8 protein-coding genes are annotated in these 20,125 nt (G+C 36.1%); 4 read left to right on the top strand and 4 right to left on the bottom strand.

Annotation, left to right across the window (positions count from 1 at the left end; all coding sequences use genetic code 11):
* The first annotated feature begins 6 nt into the window (after positions 1 to 6).
* The 3 genes from E9099_RS06225 to E9099_RS06215 are packed head-to-tail and all read left to right on the top strand — an operon-like array spanning position 7 to position 14,528.
* Complete coding sequence (locus E9099_RS06225; RefSeq protein WP_136582824.1) at positions 7 to 11,565, top strand: gliding motility-associated C-terminal domain-containing protein; 11,559 nt, start codon at positions 7 to 9, stop codon at positions 11,563 to 11,565.
* Positions 11,566 to 11,618: 53 nt separating this feature from the next.
* The gene (locus E9099_RS06220; RefSeq protein ID WP_136582823.1) at positions 11,619 to 12,563 is read left to right on the top strand and encodes a type IX secretion system membrane protein PorP/SprF; all 945 of its coding nucleotides are present in this window, start codon (positions 11,619 to 11,621) and stop codon (positions 12,561 to 12,563) included.
* 18 nt (positions 12,564 to 12,581) lie between these two features.
* Entirely contained in the window at positions 12,582 to 14,528 is a 1,947-nt protein-coding gene (locus E9099_RS06215; protein ID WP_136582822.1) for an OmpA family protein, read from the top strand.
* A gap of 65 nt (positions 14,529 to 14,593) precedes the next feature.
* Here E9099_RS06215 and E9099_RS06210 read toward each other — a convergent pair whose 3' ends face one another.
* Together E9099_RS06210 and E9099_RS06205 are read right to left on the bottom strand one after the other, a co-directional pair.
* On the bottom strand, positions 14,594 to 15,289 hold the full coding sequence (locus E9099_RS06210) for a hypothetical protein (protein ID WP_136582821.1): 696 nt from the start codon (positions 15,287 to 15,289) through the stop codon (positions 14,594 to 14,596).
* 79 nt (positions 15,290 to 15,368) lie between these two features.
* Entirely contained in the window at positions 15,369 to 17,669 is a 2,301-nt protein-coding gene (locus E9099_RS06205) for a M28 family peptidase (protein WP_136582820.1), read from the bottom strand.
* A 110-nt stretch (positions 17,670 to 17,779) separates the two neighbouring features.
* On the opposite strand from E9099_RS06205, the gene E9099_RS06200 reads away from it, so the two are divergent.
* Positions 17,780 to 18,247, top strand: coding sequence for a CBS domain-containing protein (locus E9099_RS06200; RefSeq protein ID WP_136582819.1), 468 nt, complete (start codon positions 17,780 to 17,782; stop codon positions 18,245 to 18,247).
* Between the two features lie 6 nt (positions 18,248 to 18,253).
* Here E9099_RS06200 and E9099_RS06195 read toward each other — a convergent pair whose 3' ends face one another.
* Positions 18,254 to 18,946, bottom strand: a complete 693-nt coding sequence (locus E9099_RS06195) for a hypothetical protein (RefSeq protein ID WP_136582818.1) — start codon at positions 18,944 to 18,946, stop codon at positions 18,254 to 18,256.
* Between the two features lie 54 nt (positions 18,947 to 19,000).
* Entirely contained in the window at positions 19,001 to 20,122 is a 1,122-nt protein-coding gene (locus E9099_RS06190; protein ID WP_136582817.1) for a DUF2891 domain-containing protein, read from the bottom strand.
* Positions 20,123 to 20,125 lie beyond the last annotated feature (3 nt).

Genomic DNA, 20,125 nt, shown 5'->3' with positions numbered 1-20,125 from the left:
TCGCTTATGAAGAAAATTACTTTGCCCAATCCAAAATCAAGAATATCCTATTTATTAGGACTTTTTGTTTTTCTAATATCATCGTTTAGTTTGCACGCGCAATGTGATATTACAATAATTTCTACATCAATGGTTTCAGCTTGTAGTGATGGTGGTACAACACCAGATCCAAGTGACGATACTTTTACTGCAAATATTACTGTTACTTTTGATGCTGCTCCAGCAACTGGAACTTTAGATATTTCAGGAGATAGTGGTGTTTTATCTGTTCCTGTAACAGGACTTACTACTGCTACTTCACATACATTTATGGGCGTATCTATGCTTGCAGATGGAACAGCTATTGATATAACAGCTTCTTTTGTAGGCGATCCAACATGTGTTTCTACATTAAACGAACCAGCTGCAGGATTTGCTCCGGCATCATGTAGTCCCGATTGTCAGATCGATACAATAACGACTTCTAATATTAGTGGATGTAGTGATAACGGAACACCAGCAGATCCTAGTGATGATACTTTTACTGCAGATGTGACTATTAACTATAGTAATCCTCCTAGTTCAGGGACATTACAATTAATAGGGGATGGAACAAATTCAGTTGGAGTAGGTGCTATTGGAGCAACTTCTTATACTTTTTCTGCAATATTAATGTCTGCGGATGGAGGTGCTATCGATTTAACAGCGTCTTTTGTAGGGTCAGGAGCATCATGTGTATTAAATGTACCTATGGCTGGAATAGCTCCAGCATCATGTAGTACAAATTGCGAAATTTCTAGTATATCAGTAAGTGCTATTTCTGGATGTAACGATGGAGGGACTCAAGGAGACCCAAGTGATGATACATTTACAGCAGATATTACAATTACTTATGCTAATCCACCAATAGGTGGTGATCTTGTTTTATCTGGAGATGGAGTAAATTCAGTTGGAGTTGGTGCTATTGGAGCAACTAATTATACTTTTACAGGTATGGTTATGTCTGCAGATGGTGGCCCTATAGATTTAGTTGCTACTTTTTCTGGTGGATCATCTTCTTGTACTTTGTCTAGTTCACCTGGTACAGCACCAGATTCTTGCAGTCCAGAATGTTTAATCACAAATATTACAGGAGATAATTTATCTATATGTAATGATGGAGGTACACAAGGTCCTGGTCAAGAAGCAGACGATACATTTACAGCAGATATTACGGTAACTTTTGATTTTGCTCCAGCTTCTGGAACATTAGATTTGACAGGTGATGGTTCGGCCTCAGTCGGAGTAGGAGGTTTAGATACTGCAACAAGTCATACTTTTATTGGCGTAGTTTTTCCTTCAGATGGAGGTCCTGTGGATTTATCGGCAAGTTTTTCGGATGCATTTACATCATGTTTGCTTAATGTTTCGGATGCATTTACGGCGCAATCAGAATGTAGTGTTCCTGTTGGAGATGGTGGTTTAGTTATCTCAAAAAGTCATTGTGATTGGGGATATACCACGAATGATAGATATAGAATAAGATATACAGGAACATTAACAAATAATGGAATTAATCCCATTTATAATATAAATTTATCGGATGATTTAGGGACTCCTTTTTTAGGAGATGCTAACATAGTGAATATTATTTCGCGTTCAGCTAATGGTCCACTTGGATTAGGAGTAGGGCCTAATGGTGCTTTTAATGGAACTTCAGTGGAGGATGTAATTATTATTCCTGAGTCAAGTGAATTGGCTCCAGGAGAAAGTATTACTTATGGTTTCTGTATTGAAGTCGATGCTATTCCAGGTCTTGATGGAGCGACCGTTGTAAACGAAATTTTTGTGACAGCTAATGATGCAGTTTCTGGATCGGCGTACGAAACTAGTGCAACAGATACAGAGCAGTTTGAAGAAAACTTATCAATATTAAGTGCAGGTTTAGAAATAAGTAATGCTGCGCCTGTTGTTAATACTGATGGAACAAGTGATTTCTTTTACACGATAACATTAAGAAATTCAGGATCAGGTATAGCATCAAATGTGCAATATGTAGATTCTTTTGATCATTTATTTAGTAACGGTGTTCCAATTAATAGTTTTGTCGTTACACAATTGTCAGGGGCATTAAATTTAAATTCAGGATTTGATGGTGGTTCAGGTGTTGTCGGAACGTCTGCAAATTTATTAGATCCGGGACAAAGTATGGCTGCGGGTACAAGTGCAAGTTATAGAGTGGATTTAAATGTAGGTCCAACTTCAAATCAGTCAACTAGAAATACTCAAGGCGTCTTTTCAGGTGAAGATAGTACTGGTAAGGCGGTCTCTGATATATCAAGACGAAATCTTACGGCAAATCATGATGACGAGCAATGTGCATGTGAGGAAACTCCAGTAAGATTAAGTTATACTCCAATACCTGTTATTACCAAAACACTTGTAAATGATGACCCAGCAGGAACATTTGGGAATAGAGATTTGACATTTCAAATTGAAATAGAAAATGATCCATTGTCTCCTGTAGATTTGATTAATTTACAGATTACAGATGATATTGGTGCAATGTGTCCTGGAAATATCGTGAGTATTAACGCTCCAGTAATTATTTCATCTACTGCTACAGTTGCTCCAGTATTGGATGGGGCATATACAGGTCAAGGATTAAATGATATTTTTTTAAATAATACAGGGACATTAGCTCCTGGAGAAAGAGTAATTGTTCAGATTGAAGTTGAAGTTACATTACCTTGTGCAGGTGATAATGTAGCGACTTTTACATCAACTAATCCTAATGGAGATACTATTCCAGCAGTGTCATCATCAGCTAGGGTTAATAATCCGCCAGAAGCGACTGATGATTCAGGTTCTACTGCTGTTGATACTACAATTACAATAGATGTTGTTGATAACGATTCGGATCCAGATTTAGATCCAATTGTAATTACTGAAGTGGATGGGATGTCGATTTCGGATGGCGGTGTTGCTATCGTTCTTTCGGACGGTACAATAGTTCAAGTTGTTTCTGGAGAGCTAGTAATTACGCCTCCATCGGGAAGTACAACGCCTGTTTCATTTCCTTATACTATACAAGACACACAAGGTAACCAAGATACAGCTAATGTATTTGTTACTATTTTACCTTGTATAATAACAGCTATAAATACGTCAGATGTTAGCACTTGCGACAGTAATGGTACAAGTGGAGACTCTTTAGACGATACGTTTACTGCAGACATTACGGTGCAGTTTGATAATGTTCCTGGTTCTGGAAATTTAGAATTATCAGGAGATGGGATTGCTACAGTTCCTGTGTCTTTAATAACGGCAGGAGCCTCTTCTTATACCTTTCAAGATGTGGTGATGTCATCAGATGGTGGTTCAATAGCTTTAACAGCATTATTTACAACAGGTTCTTGTGCGTTTACGGAAGCAGATGCAGGAGTAGCGCCGGCGTCATGTAGTATACCTGTTGCAGATTTAAGTATTACTAAAACATTAAATGAAAGTGGTCCTTTTATTTCAGGGGATACAGTGTCTTATACAATAGTGATTAGTAATTTAGGGACGGACACAGCAACAAATGTTTCTGTTACAGATTCGCCTTCTAATTTAACCATAACTAATGTCGCTGGAGGTTGTACAACCTTACCTTGTACAATATCAAGTATCGCTGCGGGTTCTCCTGCAAATGATGTGACTATAATAGTTACAGCTACAATAGATAATCCAGGGGCGTTCACAAATATAGCATCGGTTAGTGCAGCGGAAGATGACCCTACACCAGCAAATAATATAGATGATGGTACAGATGGAAATAATGATGGTATTGCAACAGGAACAGCAGGTTTAGTTACTGTTAAAACGTTAGCTAGTAGTGATACTACACCTGCAGAAGGTGATATTGTTACATTTACTATTACGGTTTCAAATAGCGGGCCTAATGATGCTACAAATGTTTCATTAGCAGATGTTATTCCTAATCAATTAACAGCGACTGTTAATAATGGAAATACAGGAGGGGATCAATCGTCTTCTTATACAGCTCCAAATTGGACAATTCCATTTATTGGAAGTGGACAATTTGTAACTTTAACTATTGAGGGTGTCGTTAATGCAGGAGAAGATGGAAATACCATTACTAATACTACTACAGCAGCTACAACACCAGATCAAATAGATCCAACCACAACTGGAGATGATTTAACAGAAAGTGTAATTGTAGATGGTGCTATTCCAGATCCTTGTGATGCAATAGCTTCTGGGAATCCTGATAATGATGGTGATGGTGTCAGTGATATTTGTGATTTAGATGATGATAATGATGGTATTTTGGATACTAATGAAGGTAATGGAACTTTAGATAGTGACAATGATGGTATTTTTGATACATTCGATTTGGATAGTGATAATGATGGTTGTAATGATGTTTTAGAATCTGGAGGAACAGATAATGATAATGATGGTATATTAGGAGATACAGCCACAGTTGTAAATGCGGATGGATTAGTAATAACACCAGGAAGTGGAGATACAACAGGGGGTTATAATGGTGCAAATGGAAATGAAACAGTAGCTGTACAAGTAAAAGTAGATAGTCCACCAGCAAATCAAACGGTAAATAATGGTTTAGATGCTACTTTTACAGTAGGGGTTACAGCAATAAGCACGACAGATTATTCAGGTTTTGCTCCTAGTACAATGCCAAATTATACAGGAGGAAGTGCAATGGATGTTTCGGGGTCAACAACTTACCAATGGTATTTAGGGAATCCTGAAACTACGGGGACACTTTTAGTTGGTGAAACAAATGCTTCACTAACAATAACTGCTGTAGATGAGACCAATGATGGAGCTCAATATTGTGTCATAATTACACATCCTAACACTGTTTGTTTTACGCAAACTGAGTGTGCAATTTTAACGGTAGTCAGTTATAATTGTTCACAGGTTTTAGATGAAAGTATAGACGTTTGTGCTATTCTTCTTGCGGAACCAAGCAATCCAATTGGTTTATTAGATTGTGATGGTGACGGTGAAGATAATGCGACAGAATGTGCAAATAACACAGATCCAGCAGACCCTTGTAGTAATACAACAGCTTCGACCCAGACAGACCCTATGATGTTAGGTACGGAGGAGCAAGCAGCTTACAACGTATGGGCAGCAGCAGATTGTGATGGAGACGGGGAGAGTAATGGTACAGATCCAAGTCCATTTGATCCATGTGTTCCAATGACAACAGCTCTAGCGTTAACAGATACAGATGGAGATGGTCTTACAGATTGTGAAGAAACTACAGGAATAGATAATCCTGCAACAACAGAAGTTCCAACAGGAACAAGTAATCCAACAGATGCATGTGATCCTATGGATACGACATTTGCATTAACAGATACGGATGGCGATGGTCTTACAGATTGTGAAGAAACAACAGGGATAGATAATCCTGCAACAACCGAAGATCCAGCAGGTGTGACTAGTGATCCAGCAGATCCATGTAACCCAGGGTCTACAGCTTTAGCATTAATAGATAGTGATGGTGATGGTCTTACAGACTGTGAAGAAACAACAGGAATTGATAATCCAAACACGTTATTAGTACCACCAGTAGATTCCGATGGACCAACATCAAATCCATTTGATGCTTGTGATCCTATCTCAACATCAAGTGTAGTAGATAGTGATGGCGATGGCTTAACAGATTGTGAAGAAACAACAGGAGTTGATAATCCAAATACAGCATTAATACCAGTTGGAACAACTGATCCAAATGATGCTTGTGATCCAATAGAAGGATCATCATTAGTAGATAGTGATGGCGATGGTTTAACAGATTGTGAGGAAACAACAGGAGAAGATAATCCAAATACATCAACAATTCCAACAGGAATAAGTGATCCAAATGATGCGTGTGACCCAATTGAAACCTCTGCACTAGTAGATAGTGATGGTGATGGTCTTACGGATTGTGAAGAAACAACAGGATTAGATAATCCAGGAACACCACTTAGTCCAGGAGGCGTAACAAGTGATCCGCTAGATGCTTGTGACCCTATCTCAACATCAAGTTTAGTAGATAGTGATGGCGATGGCTTAACAGATTGTGAAGAAACAACAGGAAACGATAATCCAAATACACCATTAATACCAGTTGGGACAACAGATCCAAATAATGCTTGTGACCCAATATCAGGTTCGTCATTATTAGATAGTGATGGTGATGGCTTAACGGATTGTGAAGAAACAACAGGAGTTGATAATCCAAACACAGTATTAATACCAGTAGGAACTACTGATCCAAATAATGCCTGTGACCCAATAGACGGTTCGTCATTAGTGGATAGTGATGGTGATGGCTTAACGGATTGTGAAGAAACAACAGGAGTCGATAATCCAAACACACCATTAATACCAGTTGGAACAACAGATCCAAATAATGCCTGTGACCCAATAGATGGTTCGTCATTATTAGATAGTGATGGCGATGGCTTAACGGATTGTGAAGAAACTACAGGGGTTGATAACCCAAACACACTATTAATACCAGTGGGGATAACAGACCCAAATAATGCCTGTGACCCAATAGATGGTTCGTCATTATTAGATAGTGATGGTGATGGTTTAACAGACTGTGAAGAAACAACAGGAATTGATAATCCAAACACGTTATTAGTACCACCAGTAGATTCCGATGGACCAACATCAAATCCATTTGATGCTTGTGATCCTATCTCAACATCAAGTGTAGTAGATAGTGATGGCGATGGCTTAACAGATTGTGAAGAAACAACAGGAGTTGATAATCCAAATACAGCATTAATACCAGTTGGAACAACTGATCCAAATGATGCTTGTGATCCAATAGAAGGATCATCATTAGTAGATAGTGATGGCGATGGTTTAACAGATTGTGAGGAAACAACAGGAGAAGATAATCCAAATACATCAACAATTCCAACAGGAATAAGTGATCCAAATGATGCGTGTGACCCAATTGAAACCTCTGCACTAGTAGATAGTGATGGTGATGGTCTTACGGATTGTGAAGAAACAACAGGATTAGATAATCCAGGAACACCACTTAGTCCAGGAGGCGTAACAAGTGATCCACTAGATGCTTGTGACCCTATCTCAACATCAAGTTTAGTAGATAGTGATGGCGATGGCTTAACAGATTGTGAAGAAACAACAGGAAACGATAATCCAAACACACCATTAATACCAGTTGGGACAACAGACCCAAATAATGCTTGTGACCCAATATCAGGTTCGTCATTATTAGATAGTGATGGTGATGGCTTAACGGATTGTGAAGAAACAACAGGAGTTGATAATCCAAACACAGTATTAATACCAGTAGGAACTACTGATCCAAATAATGCCTGTGACCCAATAGACGGTTCGTCATTAGTGGATAGTGATGGTGATGGCTTAACGGATTGTGAAGAAACGACAGGAGTCGATAATCCAAACACACCATTAATACCAGTTGGAACAACAGATCCAAATAATGCCTGTGACCCAATAGATGGTTCGTCATTATTAGATAGTGATGGCGATGGCTTAACGGATTGTGAAGAAACTACAGGGGTTGATAACCCAAACACACTATTAATACCAGTGGGGATAACAGACCCAAATAATGCCTGTGACCCAATAGATGGTTCGTCATTATTAGATAGTGATGGTGATGGTTTAACAGACTGTGAAGAAACAACAGGAATTGATAATCCAAACACGTTATTAGTACCACCAGTAGATTCCGATGGACCAACATCAAATCCATTTGATGCTTGTGATCCTATCTCAACATCAAGTGTAGTAGATAGTGATGGCGATGGCTTAACAGATTGTGAAGAAACAACAGGAGTTGATAATCCAAATACAGCATTAATACCAGTTGGAACAACTGATCCAAATGATGCTTGTGATCCAATAGAAGGATCATCATTAGTAGATAGTGATGGCGATGGTTTAACAGATTGTGAGGAAACAACAGGAGAAGATAATCCAAATACATCAACAATTCCAACAGGAATAAGTGATCCAAATGATGCGTGTGACCCAATTGAAACCTCTGCACTAGTAGATAGTGATGGTGATGGTCTTACGGATTGTGAAGAAACAACAGGATTAGATAATCCAGGAACACCACTTAGTCCAGGAGGCGTAACAAGTGATCCGCTAGATGCTTGTGACCCTATCTCAACATCAAGTTTAGTAGATAGTGATGGCGATGGCTTAACAGATTGTGAAGAAACAACAGGAAACGATAATCCAAATACACCATTAATACCAGTTGGGACAACAGATCCAAATAATGCTTGTGACCCAATATCAGGTTCGTCATTATTAGATAGTGATGGTGATGGCTTAACGGATTGTGAAGAAACAACAGGAGTTGATAATCCAAACACAGTATTAATACCAGTAGGAACTACTGATCCAAATAATGCCTGTGACCCAATAGACGGTTCGTCATTAGTGGATAGTGATGGTGATGGCTTAACGGATTGTGAAGAAACAACAGGAGTCGATAATCCAAACACACCATTAATACCAGTTGGAACAACAGATCCAAATAATGCCTGTGACCCAATAGATGGTTCGTCATTATTAGATAGTGATGGCGATGGCTTAACGGATTGTGAAGAAACAACAGGAGTTGATAATCCAAACACACCATTAATACCAGTGGGGACAACAGACCCAAATAATGCCTGTGACCCAATAGATGGTTCGTCATTATTAGATAGTGATGGTGATGGCTTAACGGACTGTGAGGAAACAACAGGAATTGATAATCCAAACACGTTATTAGTACCACCAGTAGATTCCGATGGACCAACATCAAATCCATTTGATGCTTGTGATCCTATCTCAACATCAAGTGTAGTGGATAGTGATGGCGATGGCTTAACAGATTGTGAAGAAACAACAGGAGTTGATAATCCAAATACAGCATTAATACCTGTTGGAACAACTGATCCAAATGATGCTTGTGACCCAATAGAAGGATCATCATTAGTAGATAGTGATGGCGATGGTTTAACAGATTGTGAGGAAACAACAGGGTTGGATAATCCATTAACTTCAGAAGTTCCTTCTGGAACAAGTGACCCGACTAATGCTTGTGATCCTGTTGATACGGAATTCGCATTAACAGATACGGATGGAGATGGTGTAACTGATTGTAACGAGATTGCAAATGGGACAGATCTAAATGATCCTTGTATCGGTGGAAATCTAACAAGTGTTGACTTAACAGATACAACTAGTGCATGGTACATGGCAGATTGTGATGGAGATGGCGTTTCAAACGGAACAGAGGTAGATCCTGATACGAGTGGTACAGCTGGTCCAAATGCAACAGATCCAAATGATCCATGTGATTTTAATGTTGAAGATGTAACTCTTACTCAGAGTGGCGCTTATTTAGCAGCAGATTGTGATAGTGACGGAGTTATTAATAGTGATGAGATTGCAGATGGTACTGATCCAAATGACTCTTGTGATTTCATAGCATCTAGTGTAACTGTTGTTCAAAGTGATGTGTACTTAAACGCCGATTGTGATGGAGATGGTGTTAGTAATGGTAATGAAATACTTACAGGTACTGACCCTATCGATCCTTGTGATTATGATGCTTCAGGACAAAATATTAATATAGTTTCTTTTGAATGGTTAACAGCCGATTGTGATGGAGATGGTGTTAGTAATGGTACAGAAATTAATGATGGCACTAATCCACAAGATCCATGTAGTTATCTGTTAATGTCACAAGATGTAACAGTTGTTACTGCTATGTGGGAAGCATTAGATTGCGATGGTGATGGTGTATCAAATGGTACAGAATTAATTGATGGAACCGATCCTCAAGATCCATGTGATTTTGTAGTGTCAAGTCAAACATTAACAGTTTCAGAAGATTTTACTACTTCAGATTGTGATGGCGATGGAGTTACTAATGGTACAGAAATAATAGATGGGACAAATCCTTTAGATCCATGTGATTTTAATGTGACAAGTCAAGATACTACACCAACAACCGTTTGGAATAGTTTAGACTGTGATGGTGACGGAGTAACAAATGGAGATGAAGTTATTGATGGAACAGATCCACAAAATCCATGTGAGTTTATGTTAGCTAGCATATCAATGCCGCAAACGCCTATTTGGGAAGCATTAGATTGTGATGGAGATGGTGTTTCAAATGGAACAGAAATTATGGATGGAACAGATCCTCTAGACCAATGTGATTTAGACTACACTAGTATTGATACTACACCTGCAGATGTTTGGAACGCTGGAGATTGTGATGGAGATGGTGTTATAAATGGTACAGAAGTTATAGATGGTACTGACCCATTAGATCCATGTGATTTTATTGTAGCAAACCAGACCTTGGAAACATCAGGGGACTTTATAATCGCTGATTGTGATGGTGATGGAGTAACTAATTTAACAGAGATCGCTGATGGTACAAATCCAAATGATCTTTGTGATTTCTTAACAGCAAGTCAAACAATTACACCGTCAGTGGAATGGAACGGTACTGATTGTGATGGTGATGGTGTTATTAATGGACAAGAATTATTAGACGGTACAGATCCGCAAAATCCTTGTGATTTTGATGTCAATAGTGTAGATATTACTATTATAACAATGAATTTTGATGATTTAGATTGTGATGGTGATGGAGTGACTAATGGAAATGAATTTGAAGATGGGACCAATGCTAATGATCCGTGTGACTTTGTGCTAATAAGTCAGACAGTTGCACCTTCAGGCGAATGGAATAATGGAGATTGTGATGGCGATGGTGTTGCAAATGAAGATGAAGTGTTAGATGCTACTGACCCATTAGATAATTGTAGTCTAGTAATAACCAGTCAAACACTTGTAACAGATTCATTCTTTAATAATGGAGATTGTGATGGCGATGGTGTTACAAATGAAGATGAAATATTAGATGATACAAACCCTTTTGATAGTTGTGATTTCCTTGTAACTAGTCAAACAGTTGCTACTTCAGAAGGATGGAACCTTGCCGATTGTGATGGTGATGGTGTTGATAATGGAACTGAAGTTATTGATGAGACTGATCCAAATGATGCTTGTGATTTTGACTTCGAAAGTCAGGATATTACAATAGTTAGTGATGCTTGGTTAAATGCAGACTGCGATTGTGATGGTGATGGAGATGGCTTTACAAATGGAGAAGAATTAGCTGATAATAATGATAATGGAATTCCTGATTATGCAGAGTGTAATAATGGTAATCCTGAAGCTGAAGACGGTTTAAATATATTTGATATTATGACGCCTAATGGAGATGGAAATAATGATGTATTTGTAATTAGTGGTATTGAAAACTATCCAAATAATACACTACAGATTTATAACCGTTGGGGTGTTGAAGTATACAATGTAGATGGTTATGGTATAGGTGGTAAATTCTTTAGAGGTGTTTCTGAAGGTCGAGTTACTGTTAAAAGGGATGAAAAACTTCCTATAGGAACGTACTATTATGTATTAACTTATTTCAACAATGATGGTAAATCTGAGCAAAAAGCTGGACCATTATATATTAATAGAAAATAAATTATCAAATCCCAGTAACTCATTTCTGAGTTACTGGTTTAAACATATACAAAATGAAAAATTATTACATAATTGTTTTAGCCTTAATAGGACTAGGGTTTTATTCTAACCAAAGTTATGCGCAACAAGATGCGCAATACACTCAATACATGTATAACACGCTTAGTGTTAATCCTGCGTATGCAGGTTCTAGAGATGTATTAAGTTTTGTAGGCTTGTATAGAACACAATGGGTTGGTTTAGACGGTGCACCAGATACCTTTACAGCGTCATTACACTCGCCTGTAGGGGACAAGGTTGGAGTAGGTCTTAACATTACACAAGATGAAATATTTATTACTAGTGAAACCTATATTGACTTATCTTTTAGTTACACCTTAGACTTGGCAAATGATGCTAAGTTAGCATTAGGACTTAAGGCTGGTGGTCATTTTTTAAATATAGATACCAATAAGTTAAATACAGGGGCTTTCAACCAGGGTGATTCTGATACGGAAATAAATGTGGATAATAAATTTTCGCCACAATTTGGATTAGGGCTTTACTATTATACAGACACGTTTTATTTAGGATTAAGTGCTCCCAACATTTTAGAGACAGAACATTTTGATGAAAACGCAGCAAATAACAACTCTTTCGCAACAGCAAAGGAAAAGGTTAATTTTTATGTTATGGCAGGAAAAATATTTGACTTAACTCCGGATATCAAATTTAAACCATCTACACTATTTAAAGTTGTTGATGGAGCACCATTACAAGTAGATTTATCTGCTAGTGTTTTATTAAAAGAAAAGTTAACATTAGGTCTTGCTTATAGGTGGGATGCCGCAATGAGTGCTATGGCTGGTTTTCAAGTTTCAGATCAGATTATGCTTGGTATTGCGTATGATAGAGAAACGACAGAATTGCAGCAATTTAATGACGGATCTTATGAAGTATTTTTAAGATTTGAATTATTCAAAAGAAATAACCGTATGATTTCTCCAAGATTCTTCTAACCCCCAAAAACAATTACTATGAGAAATAAAATTACAATATATATAACCTTATTTTTTCTGTCAATAAATGTTTTATTGGCGCAAGAGAAAAAAGAAGTCACAGAAGGAAATAAAGAGTTTGATAAATTAGCCTATATAGAGGCAAGAGAGTCTTACTTAAAAGCAGCTAGCGATGGCGTTAATTCCGATCAACTATTAAAAAACTTAGGGGATTCTTATTATTTTAATGCGGATTATAAAAATGCAGCTAAATGGTATGGTCAATTATTTGATTCATCGGATAATATAGAACCAGAATATATCTATCGTTATGCGCTGTCTTTAAAGAGTGATGAAAAATATTTTGCTTCAGATGTCGTAATGGAGAAATTCCATGAAACTAAAGGAGAGGATTACCGTGCTAATTTATTTGTAAATGAAAGAAATTATTTAGAAGAAATAGAACTCCAATCGGGACGTTTTGAACTTATAAACGTAAACTTTAATTCTAAATTATCAGATTTTGCTCCGTCGTTTTATCAAGGCGCTTTGATTTATGCTTCTAATAGAGATACTAGAGGGTTTTCTAAAAGAGTTCATGATTGGAATGAACAACCTTTTTTAGACCTATATAAATTAAATAATACAGAGGTTTCAAAACCTAGTAGTTCTAAGTTTAGTAGTGATATAAATTCTATTTATCATGAGTCTACTGCTGTTTTTACTAAAGATGGTTTAACGCTATATTTTACAAGAAACAATTATACTGATGAAGATTATAAACAGGATGAAGAGGGTACAAATAGACTAAAATTATACAGAGGAAAAAGAATTGATAAAGGGAGTACACATTGGGATGTGGAAGAGTTGCCATTTAATAGCAATCAATATTCTGTAGCACATCCAGCCCTGAGTCCTGACGAAAAAACATTGTATTTTGCTAGTGATATGCCTGGAACAAAAGGATTATCAGATTTATATAAAGTGGAAGTAAACAATGGTGTATTTGGAGAAATTAAAAATCTTGGAGATAAAATTAATACTGAAGGAAGAGAAACGTTTCCATTTATTAGTAAAGATAATAAACTGTATTTTGCATCAGATGGGCATGTCGGTTTAGGAGGATTGGATATTTTTGTTTCAGATTTAAACGATAATAAAGTAGGCGATGTTTTTAATTTAGGAAGACCTGTAAACGGACCAGATGATGATTTTACTTTTATTATTAATAATATAACTGGGATTGGGTATTTTGCTTCAAATAGAACTGGAGGTGTTGGAGATGATGATATTTATAGTTTTAAAAGTATAAAACCATTAATTACCAAGTGCGAACAATCTATCAATGGAATTGTATTAGATGTTAAAGATGACCAACCAATAGCCAAAGCTGTGGTGTATCTGTTGAATGAAAACAATAAAGTTATAGATGAAAAGACGTCTAGAATAGATGGTAGTTTTAATTTTACTTTAGATTGTTCTCAAACCTATTCTATTAGGTCTACTAAAGAAGCGTATAGCCCAGCCGAAAAAGTGTTTAATACACCAAATAGGACAGGTGTTGTAGAGCGTACTTTATTTATGAAAAAACAAGATGTGCTTCCTGCGCCATTAGGAACGGATATTGCACCTTTATTAGGTATAAATATTATTTACTTTGATTTAGATAAAGCTTATATAAGACAAGACGCAGAAGTAGAATTACGTAAAATCATTGATTTCTTAAATGTGTATTCTAATGTTAATATTGATGTGAGATCGCATACGGATAGTCGTAATACAAGTGCGTATAATCTTGATTTATCTAATAGAAGAGCTAAATCTACAATAGACTATTTAGTTAATGTTGGAGGTATTAATAGCGCAAGACTAACAGGTCAAGGGTATGGAGAAACACAACTGCGAAATAGATGTAGTGACGGTACGCCTTGTAGTGAGTCTGAACATCAATTAAACAGAAGAAGTGAATTTATTATAGTAAAATAAATCACCTATTTAGTAATAAAAAAAGCCTTCCAATTGGAAGGCTTTTTTTATGAGTTAGTATTAAATTAGTTTTCTGTCTTTGTTGCCTCTTGAGGTGATAAAGCATTTTTAGCAAGTTGAGCCATATTAAAACCTGGCTCAATAGCTAGAGCTTTGTCTAGAAGTAATAAAGCTGCAGGTTTATTAGTGTCTTTGTTTTCATTAAATTTTACTAAGGCATCTAGATAGTAAAAAGCAGATTTTAAGGGAACCTTGTAAGGTTGCTGGGTTTCGTAAAAACTTTTACCTTGGCTGTCTTTTACATCAACAAAACCTAAATCTATGTATTTTTTAGCATCAGTAAGGTTGTTTAGATTTAAGTTTATTTCAGCTAATTCATAAGCGACTTGCGGATTTTGATACTTAGTATAAATGGTTTCAAAAAATGGCAGAGACGCTTTTATATTTCCTAAAGATTTTAATGATACAGCTTTTACTTCCAGAGCCATGTCAGAATCTGTAGATTTTTGTTCTATACCAATAGTATTTAACGCTTGATTAAACTTTCCTTCGTTTAAATAAACATAAGCTAGAGTATCTTTTCTAGCTTCAGATGGCTTTAAAACATTAAGATGTGTTATTGCGTTAATAATACCTTGAACATCTCCTTGAGTCTTCATTTGTTTGTAATAGGCTTCGTAATGTTTAGCCAACGCATCATTGGATTGGGCAGTAGCTCCAAAACTAAAGCTGAAAATAGCTAGATAAATTATGTTTTTCATTGTTATGTTTTTAATTATGTCAAAATTATGAAAATATTTCATGTTTTGTCTTAAAGGGTTATTAATTAATGCGTTGATTTTATTTGATTATAATCGTCTTTTTTATCACGACCGCATCATTTAAAACAAAGGGTTTTGGAATCATATTCTCACTTCTTTTTGGGATACTAAACAAGTCATTATTTAACAAGTCAAAAGACGCTTCAAATAATTGTAATTGAGTCGTTTGGTTTTTAGGAACGCTAATCTGCATGTCTAATGTTTCATCTTTACTCACAAAAAAGCTAAACAGTCTATTATGCTTTCGGTTTTTAAAGACTAAAGAATCACCTTCAGATCGATAAGCGTCAATACCATTAATTTTGAAAGATTTATAGTGGTTTGTCGAATCTGAAAATAGCTCCATGCGTTGTACATTACGTTGTGGCATGATGCAAATATCAAAATAACGGGTGTCACCAATGATTGTATCGTTAGAGACTTCAATTTTTGGCCTAGGAATAGCTTTTACAGGCGCATTAGAAGCATAAGTAAAACCTGTGGCATACTTACTGCCAAATGTATTGCTGTTTAAAGCAGAGGCTTCTGTAGGCGCTTCTCCGATAAAGTTTTTAGTATAGTTATCCAACACGGTATCGTAAGTGGCCCAAAGTGCGGTATTGTCATCCGTATTAAGGGTATAAACTAAACTATTTGGTTTTGGAGTGTCCGGTGTAAATGCCGAATTAAGATGTGCTATAAAAAAGGCAATCATTCCGAAGAAAAAGAACAAGTAACTCCATCTCTTTTTATGCTTTAAAAATCCAAAAACAGGTAAGCATAATCCAAAAAGGAGCACCGTAAAAATAGCACTGACCACTACCATTTTTAAACCTAAGCCAACAGGAAACATTTTAATAAAAGGGGATAGGATAAATAAGGCAGGAATGCATAATAATGCCATTCCTATTAAGTTGGGTTGCTGTTGTCTAATTAAAACATAAAGTGCTAGTACCCCAAAATAAACAGGAATTATAAAAAAGCTAGCTCCTTCCAATTGTAATGCTACTGCTGTGCAGATTAGTAACCAAAAGGTTAAAGGGGCAATTATTAAACTGGCAGTATTATTTATTTTATAAATCTTACTGTAAAATAAAAAGCTAATACCTAAACTTAGTAATACAAAAAACCAAATATAAGTGTGACCATTATAAGTAAAACCGTGCAGTAGTTCTCCATATTTAGGATATAGCATATTTATAAATTGCCATCCAAAAAAGGTAATGATGCCACTAAAAGCGAGACTTAGTATAAAAGCTAAAAATCCTTTACCAACTGCTTTAGGTTGGAGTTTTTTATGTCTAAAACCATAAATAATTAGCCCAATAAAAAGGATACTAGCTACTAGTAACATGGGATATATCCAGCTAAAAGGATAGATTACAGTATTAAAAAATGGGACGTTAAAGTAAATATAGTCTTCTGTGCTTTTTACTTGGTTTAAATTGGCTTGGCTAAAATGATGCAATAAAGGCATGATGTAACTGCCTTGATGTTCTAAAGTGTTTTTGTCCAACCGTTCGTAATTATCCATTTTGGTATGATAATCAAAATGATCGTCGATAAACGCAAAATTGAAACCTTCGATATCACCATCACGTCTAAAAACCGTTAAGTCGGTATCATTTGGCAGCATCTTGTATATGCTGTAGGCTAAGGAATTTGCTACAGGGAATTTAGGATGCGCAGCTACAAATTGTTTCATCAAATTGGCATTTCCACCATTAGTTTCGATAAGCATATAACTTGGGCCACCACTTCCTCTAGCTTCAAAATTTAAAACTAAACCAATATCTTTGGCCCATTGGTGTTGGTTAACAAACAAATCGGCACCATTTAAACCTAATTCCTCAGCATCTGTAATACCAATGATTATATCGTTTTTGGGTTGTTTGCCTTCTGCTAAAAAAGCACGTACACCTTCTAGGATTGTTACAACTCCAGAACCAGCGTCACTGGCACCAATAGCACTATGTGGATTGCTATCGTAATGCGTTAATAGCATTAATGCTTTAGTATTTGCAGTTCCTTTTATTCTAGCAAGTATGTTTATTGGTTTTGCCAAATTACCCCATTTACTTATTGTATACCCTTCTTGTAGTTGGGTCTCCAATCCTAATTTCTCTAATTCTGAAACAATATAGTGTCTCACCTTTGCGTGCGCTTCGCTACCGGTATAATGTGGTTTTTTAGAGATTTGGGCTAATTGAATTAAAGCACGTTCTGTAGAAAACTGATGTAAAGGGGTTTCTAAATCAGAAATTTTATTTGGTAATAAGGCATCAAAACTGGCGTAAACAGCAAGAATGATTATAAGTATAGCAATTGCTTTTTTTAACATTTTAAGGCGCGTTAATTAGTTGATATAAAAGTAATCAAATATTGTGTGTGTTAAGGGTTTAGGTTAAATGCTTTAAAATCAGTAACTTTAAGTGAAATAAAATAATAGATATGGGAATTAAAAGTTTTGAAGGACCAAGAAAAGGGCAACAGCAAGCAGAAAGTAATCAATCTTTAAAGGTTAGTGATTATATGACAAGAGATTTAATAACTTTTAAAGCGACACAAAGTGTGGAGGAAGTGATTGATACGCTGATAAAGTATAAAATTTCTGGAGGACCAGTGGTCAACGAGAAAAATGAATTAATTGGTATTATCTCTGAAGGGGATTGTATCAAACAAATTAGTGATAGCAGATATTATAACATGCCAACGCAAAACAATAGTGTAGCGCAGCATATGGCTAAAAATGTAGAAACTATAGATGGTAATCTTAATGTTTTTGATGCTGCTAACCGCTTTTTGGAATCTAAACGTAGGCGTTTTCCAATAGTAGAAGACGGAAAATTAGTGGGGCAAATTAGTCAAAAAGACATACTAAAAGCCGCTATGCAATTAAAAGGACATAACTGGAAATAAGATGTATTAAGCACGACCAAATTTTGGTCGTAAAGCTTCAGGACTATCGGTAATTAAAATTTTATCTTTCGGTTTAGCCGTAAGTGAGGCGATACGTGAGTAATTGTAATCCTTTACAGGATCTTCTAGTTTTATCCATTTAACATGGCCAGCTACAGTTACAGGTTCTCCAACTTCTAAAATTGCTTCGCTATAACGTAGCTGTTTGTTAAAACCAAAAAAGGTTTCTGATTGGATATTATAGTATTCTAAAAGGGCTTTAAATCCTGGGGTTGGATCATTAAATGTTCCAGAACTAGTATTTCTATCTGTAACCAAATAGTCATAATAGTTGTTTTTATTTACCGTCGGTAATATAATAAGGCGTTCTCCTGTTTGTTCAATAAAAAAATCTTGGATGACCTTTTGGTCAACGATTGTTTCCCAACGCGAATTTTTACCTGAACTTACCTTTTTCTCGATTTTAATTTTATAATACACACATTTACGTTTGCTTAATGGCGCTATTAAAGGATCTTCAATATTCAGGGCAAGACCTTCAATTTTTGCAAATTTGTTATTTTGTAAACTACTAATGCGACTAAAAGACACTTGTTTTAAACGTCTTAAGATTTTTGTTTTAGAGCTAAAATAGTAGTTTAGAAAAAATATAACTGCTACAGTTAATCCAAATAGTGAAAAAATAATGTAAGTTATCATTGAAAAATAAGCATTTAGGTTGGTTAATTATTAGTCTATAAAAGGACGGATTAGTTACAATTTTTGTGCTCCTGATTTTAAAGCGTACAATGCAAACGAAGCCAACCAATGGGCACCAGCATATTCTCCCGTGTCCATTTTATCATAACTAGCATTAAAATGTGTATTAGCTAAGGCCTTCATGTTTTGATTGTCTAATATCAAACCCATTTCATACAAGCACCAAGCGCGACTAAAATTTAAACCGTCCAAATGTGCCATTTTACCATCTGTTTTATCAACCACTTCTACAGTGTTTATAAATTGAGAAGGATTGTGTCTAAACCCAGGTAAAAACGCATCTAGCCACTTGATATATTCTGTTTTTGGAAGCACTTTAGCCATAAGTGAAGCTTCTTGTAAGCAAGGTGATAAAAAATCAAAACCTCCAGGCTCCCAAGTTATCGGGCAACCTTCATCTTTTAAGTAAAACACTTTGGCTTTGTCAATAATTACCTGCTCTAATTCGGGACTGTATTTTTTTGCGTAATCTAATGCAAAACTCATCCCAAAAGCGGTATTTGGATGTTCTCCAACGCGGATTGGATAATTTAATTTATTAAAAAAGGCGATGCACTTTTCTTCAATAAGTGCTGTTAAAGGCGTTAAGTTTTTTGATAGTTGTTGGCCTTCTGGCGTGTCCCATTCTTTTAAGCTTTCGGCTAATTTAAGTAGCCAAGCCCAACCGTAAGTACGTTCAAATGTTTTGTTGTATTGGTCATCAAAATAGTCAATTTCCTTTAAAATATTGGTTTCAGTTAAGGTTGCTTTCAGCTTAGCTAAAACAGCATCTCTAGATTCAAAATCTGGAAAATCTTTTAAAATAGTAACTAAAGTCCAATGTCCATGTACAGAACTGTGCCAATCAAAACAACCATAAAAAGCAGGGTGTAATTGCTGTGGCGTTTTTAAATATGTGCCATCTCCCAAAACCTGATTTAGTTTGTTAGGATATTCTTGATCTACACAATCGTATGCAAAATGATATAAATACGTTGCTTTTTTTCCGTCAAGCGGAATGGGAGTTACGTTAGCGACAACATCATTTTTATTTTCTTGATCGGTAGAGGTCGCTACGTTAGTTTTAGAATTGCAGCTCCAGTTGAAAACTAGCAGTAAAAGAAGTAATTTTTTCATAGT

The sequence above is a fragment of the Psychroserpens sp. NJDZ02 genome (assembly GCF_004843725.1).
In the GTDB taxonomy this organism is placed as follows: domain Bacteria; phylum Bacteroidota; class Bacteroidia; order Flavobacteriales; family Flavobacteriaceae; genus Olleya.
The sequence above is the reverse complement of the archived record's forward strand: the minus strand, read 5'-3'. Positions and strand labels throughout refer to the sequence as shown.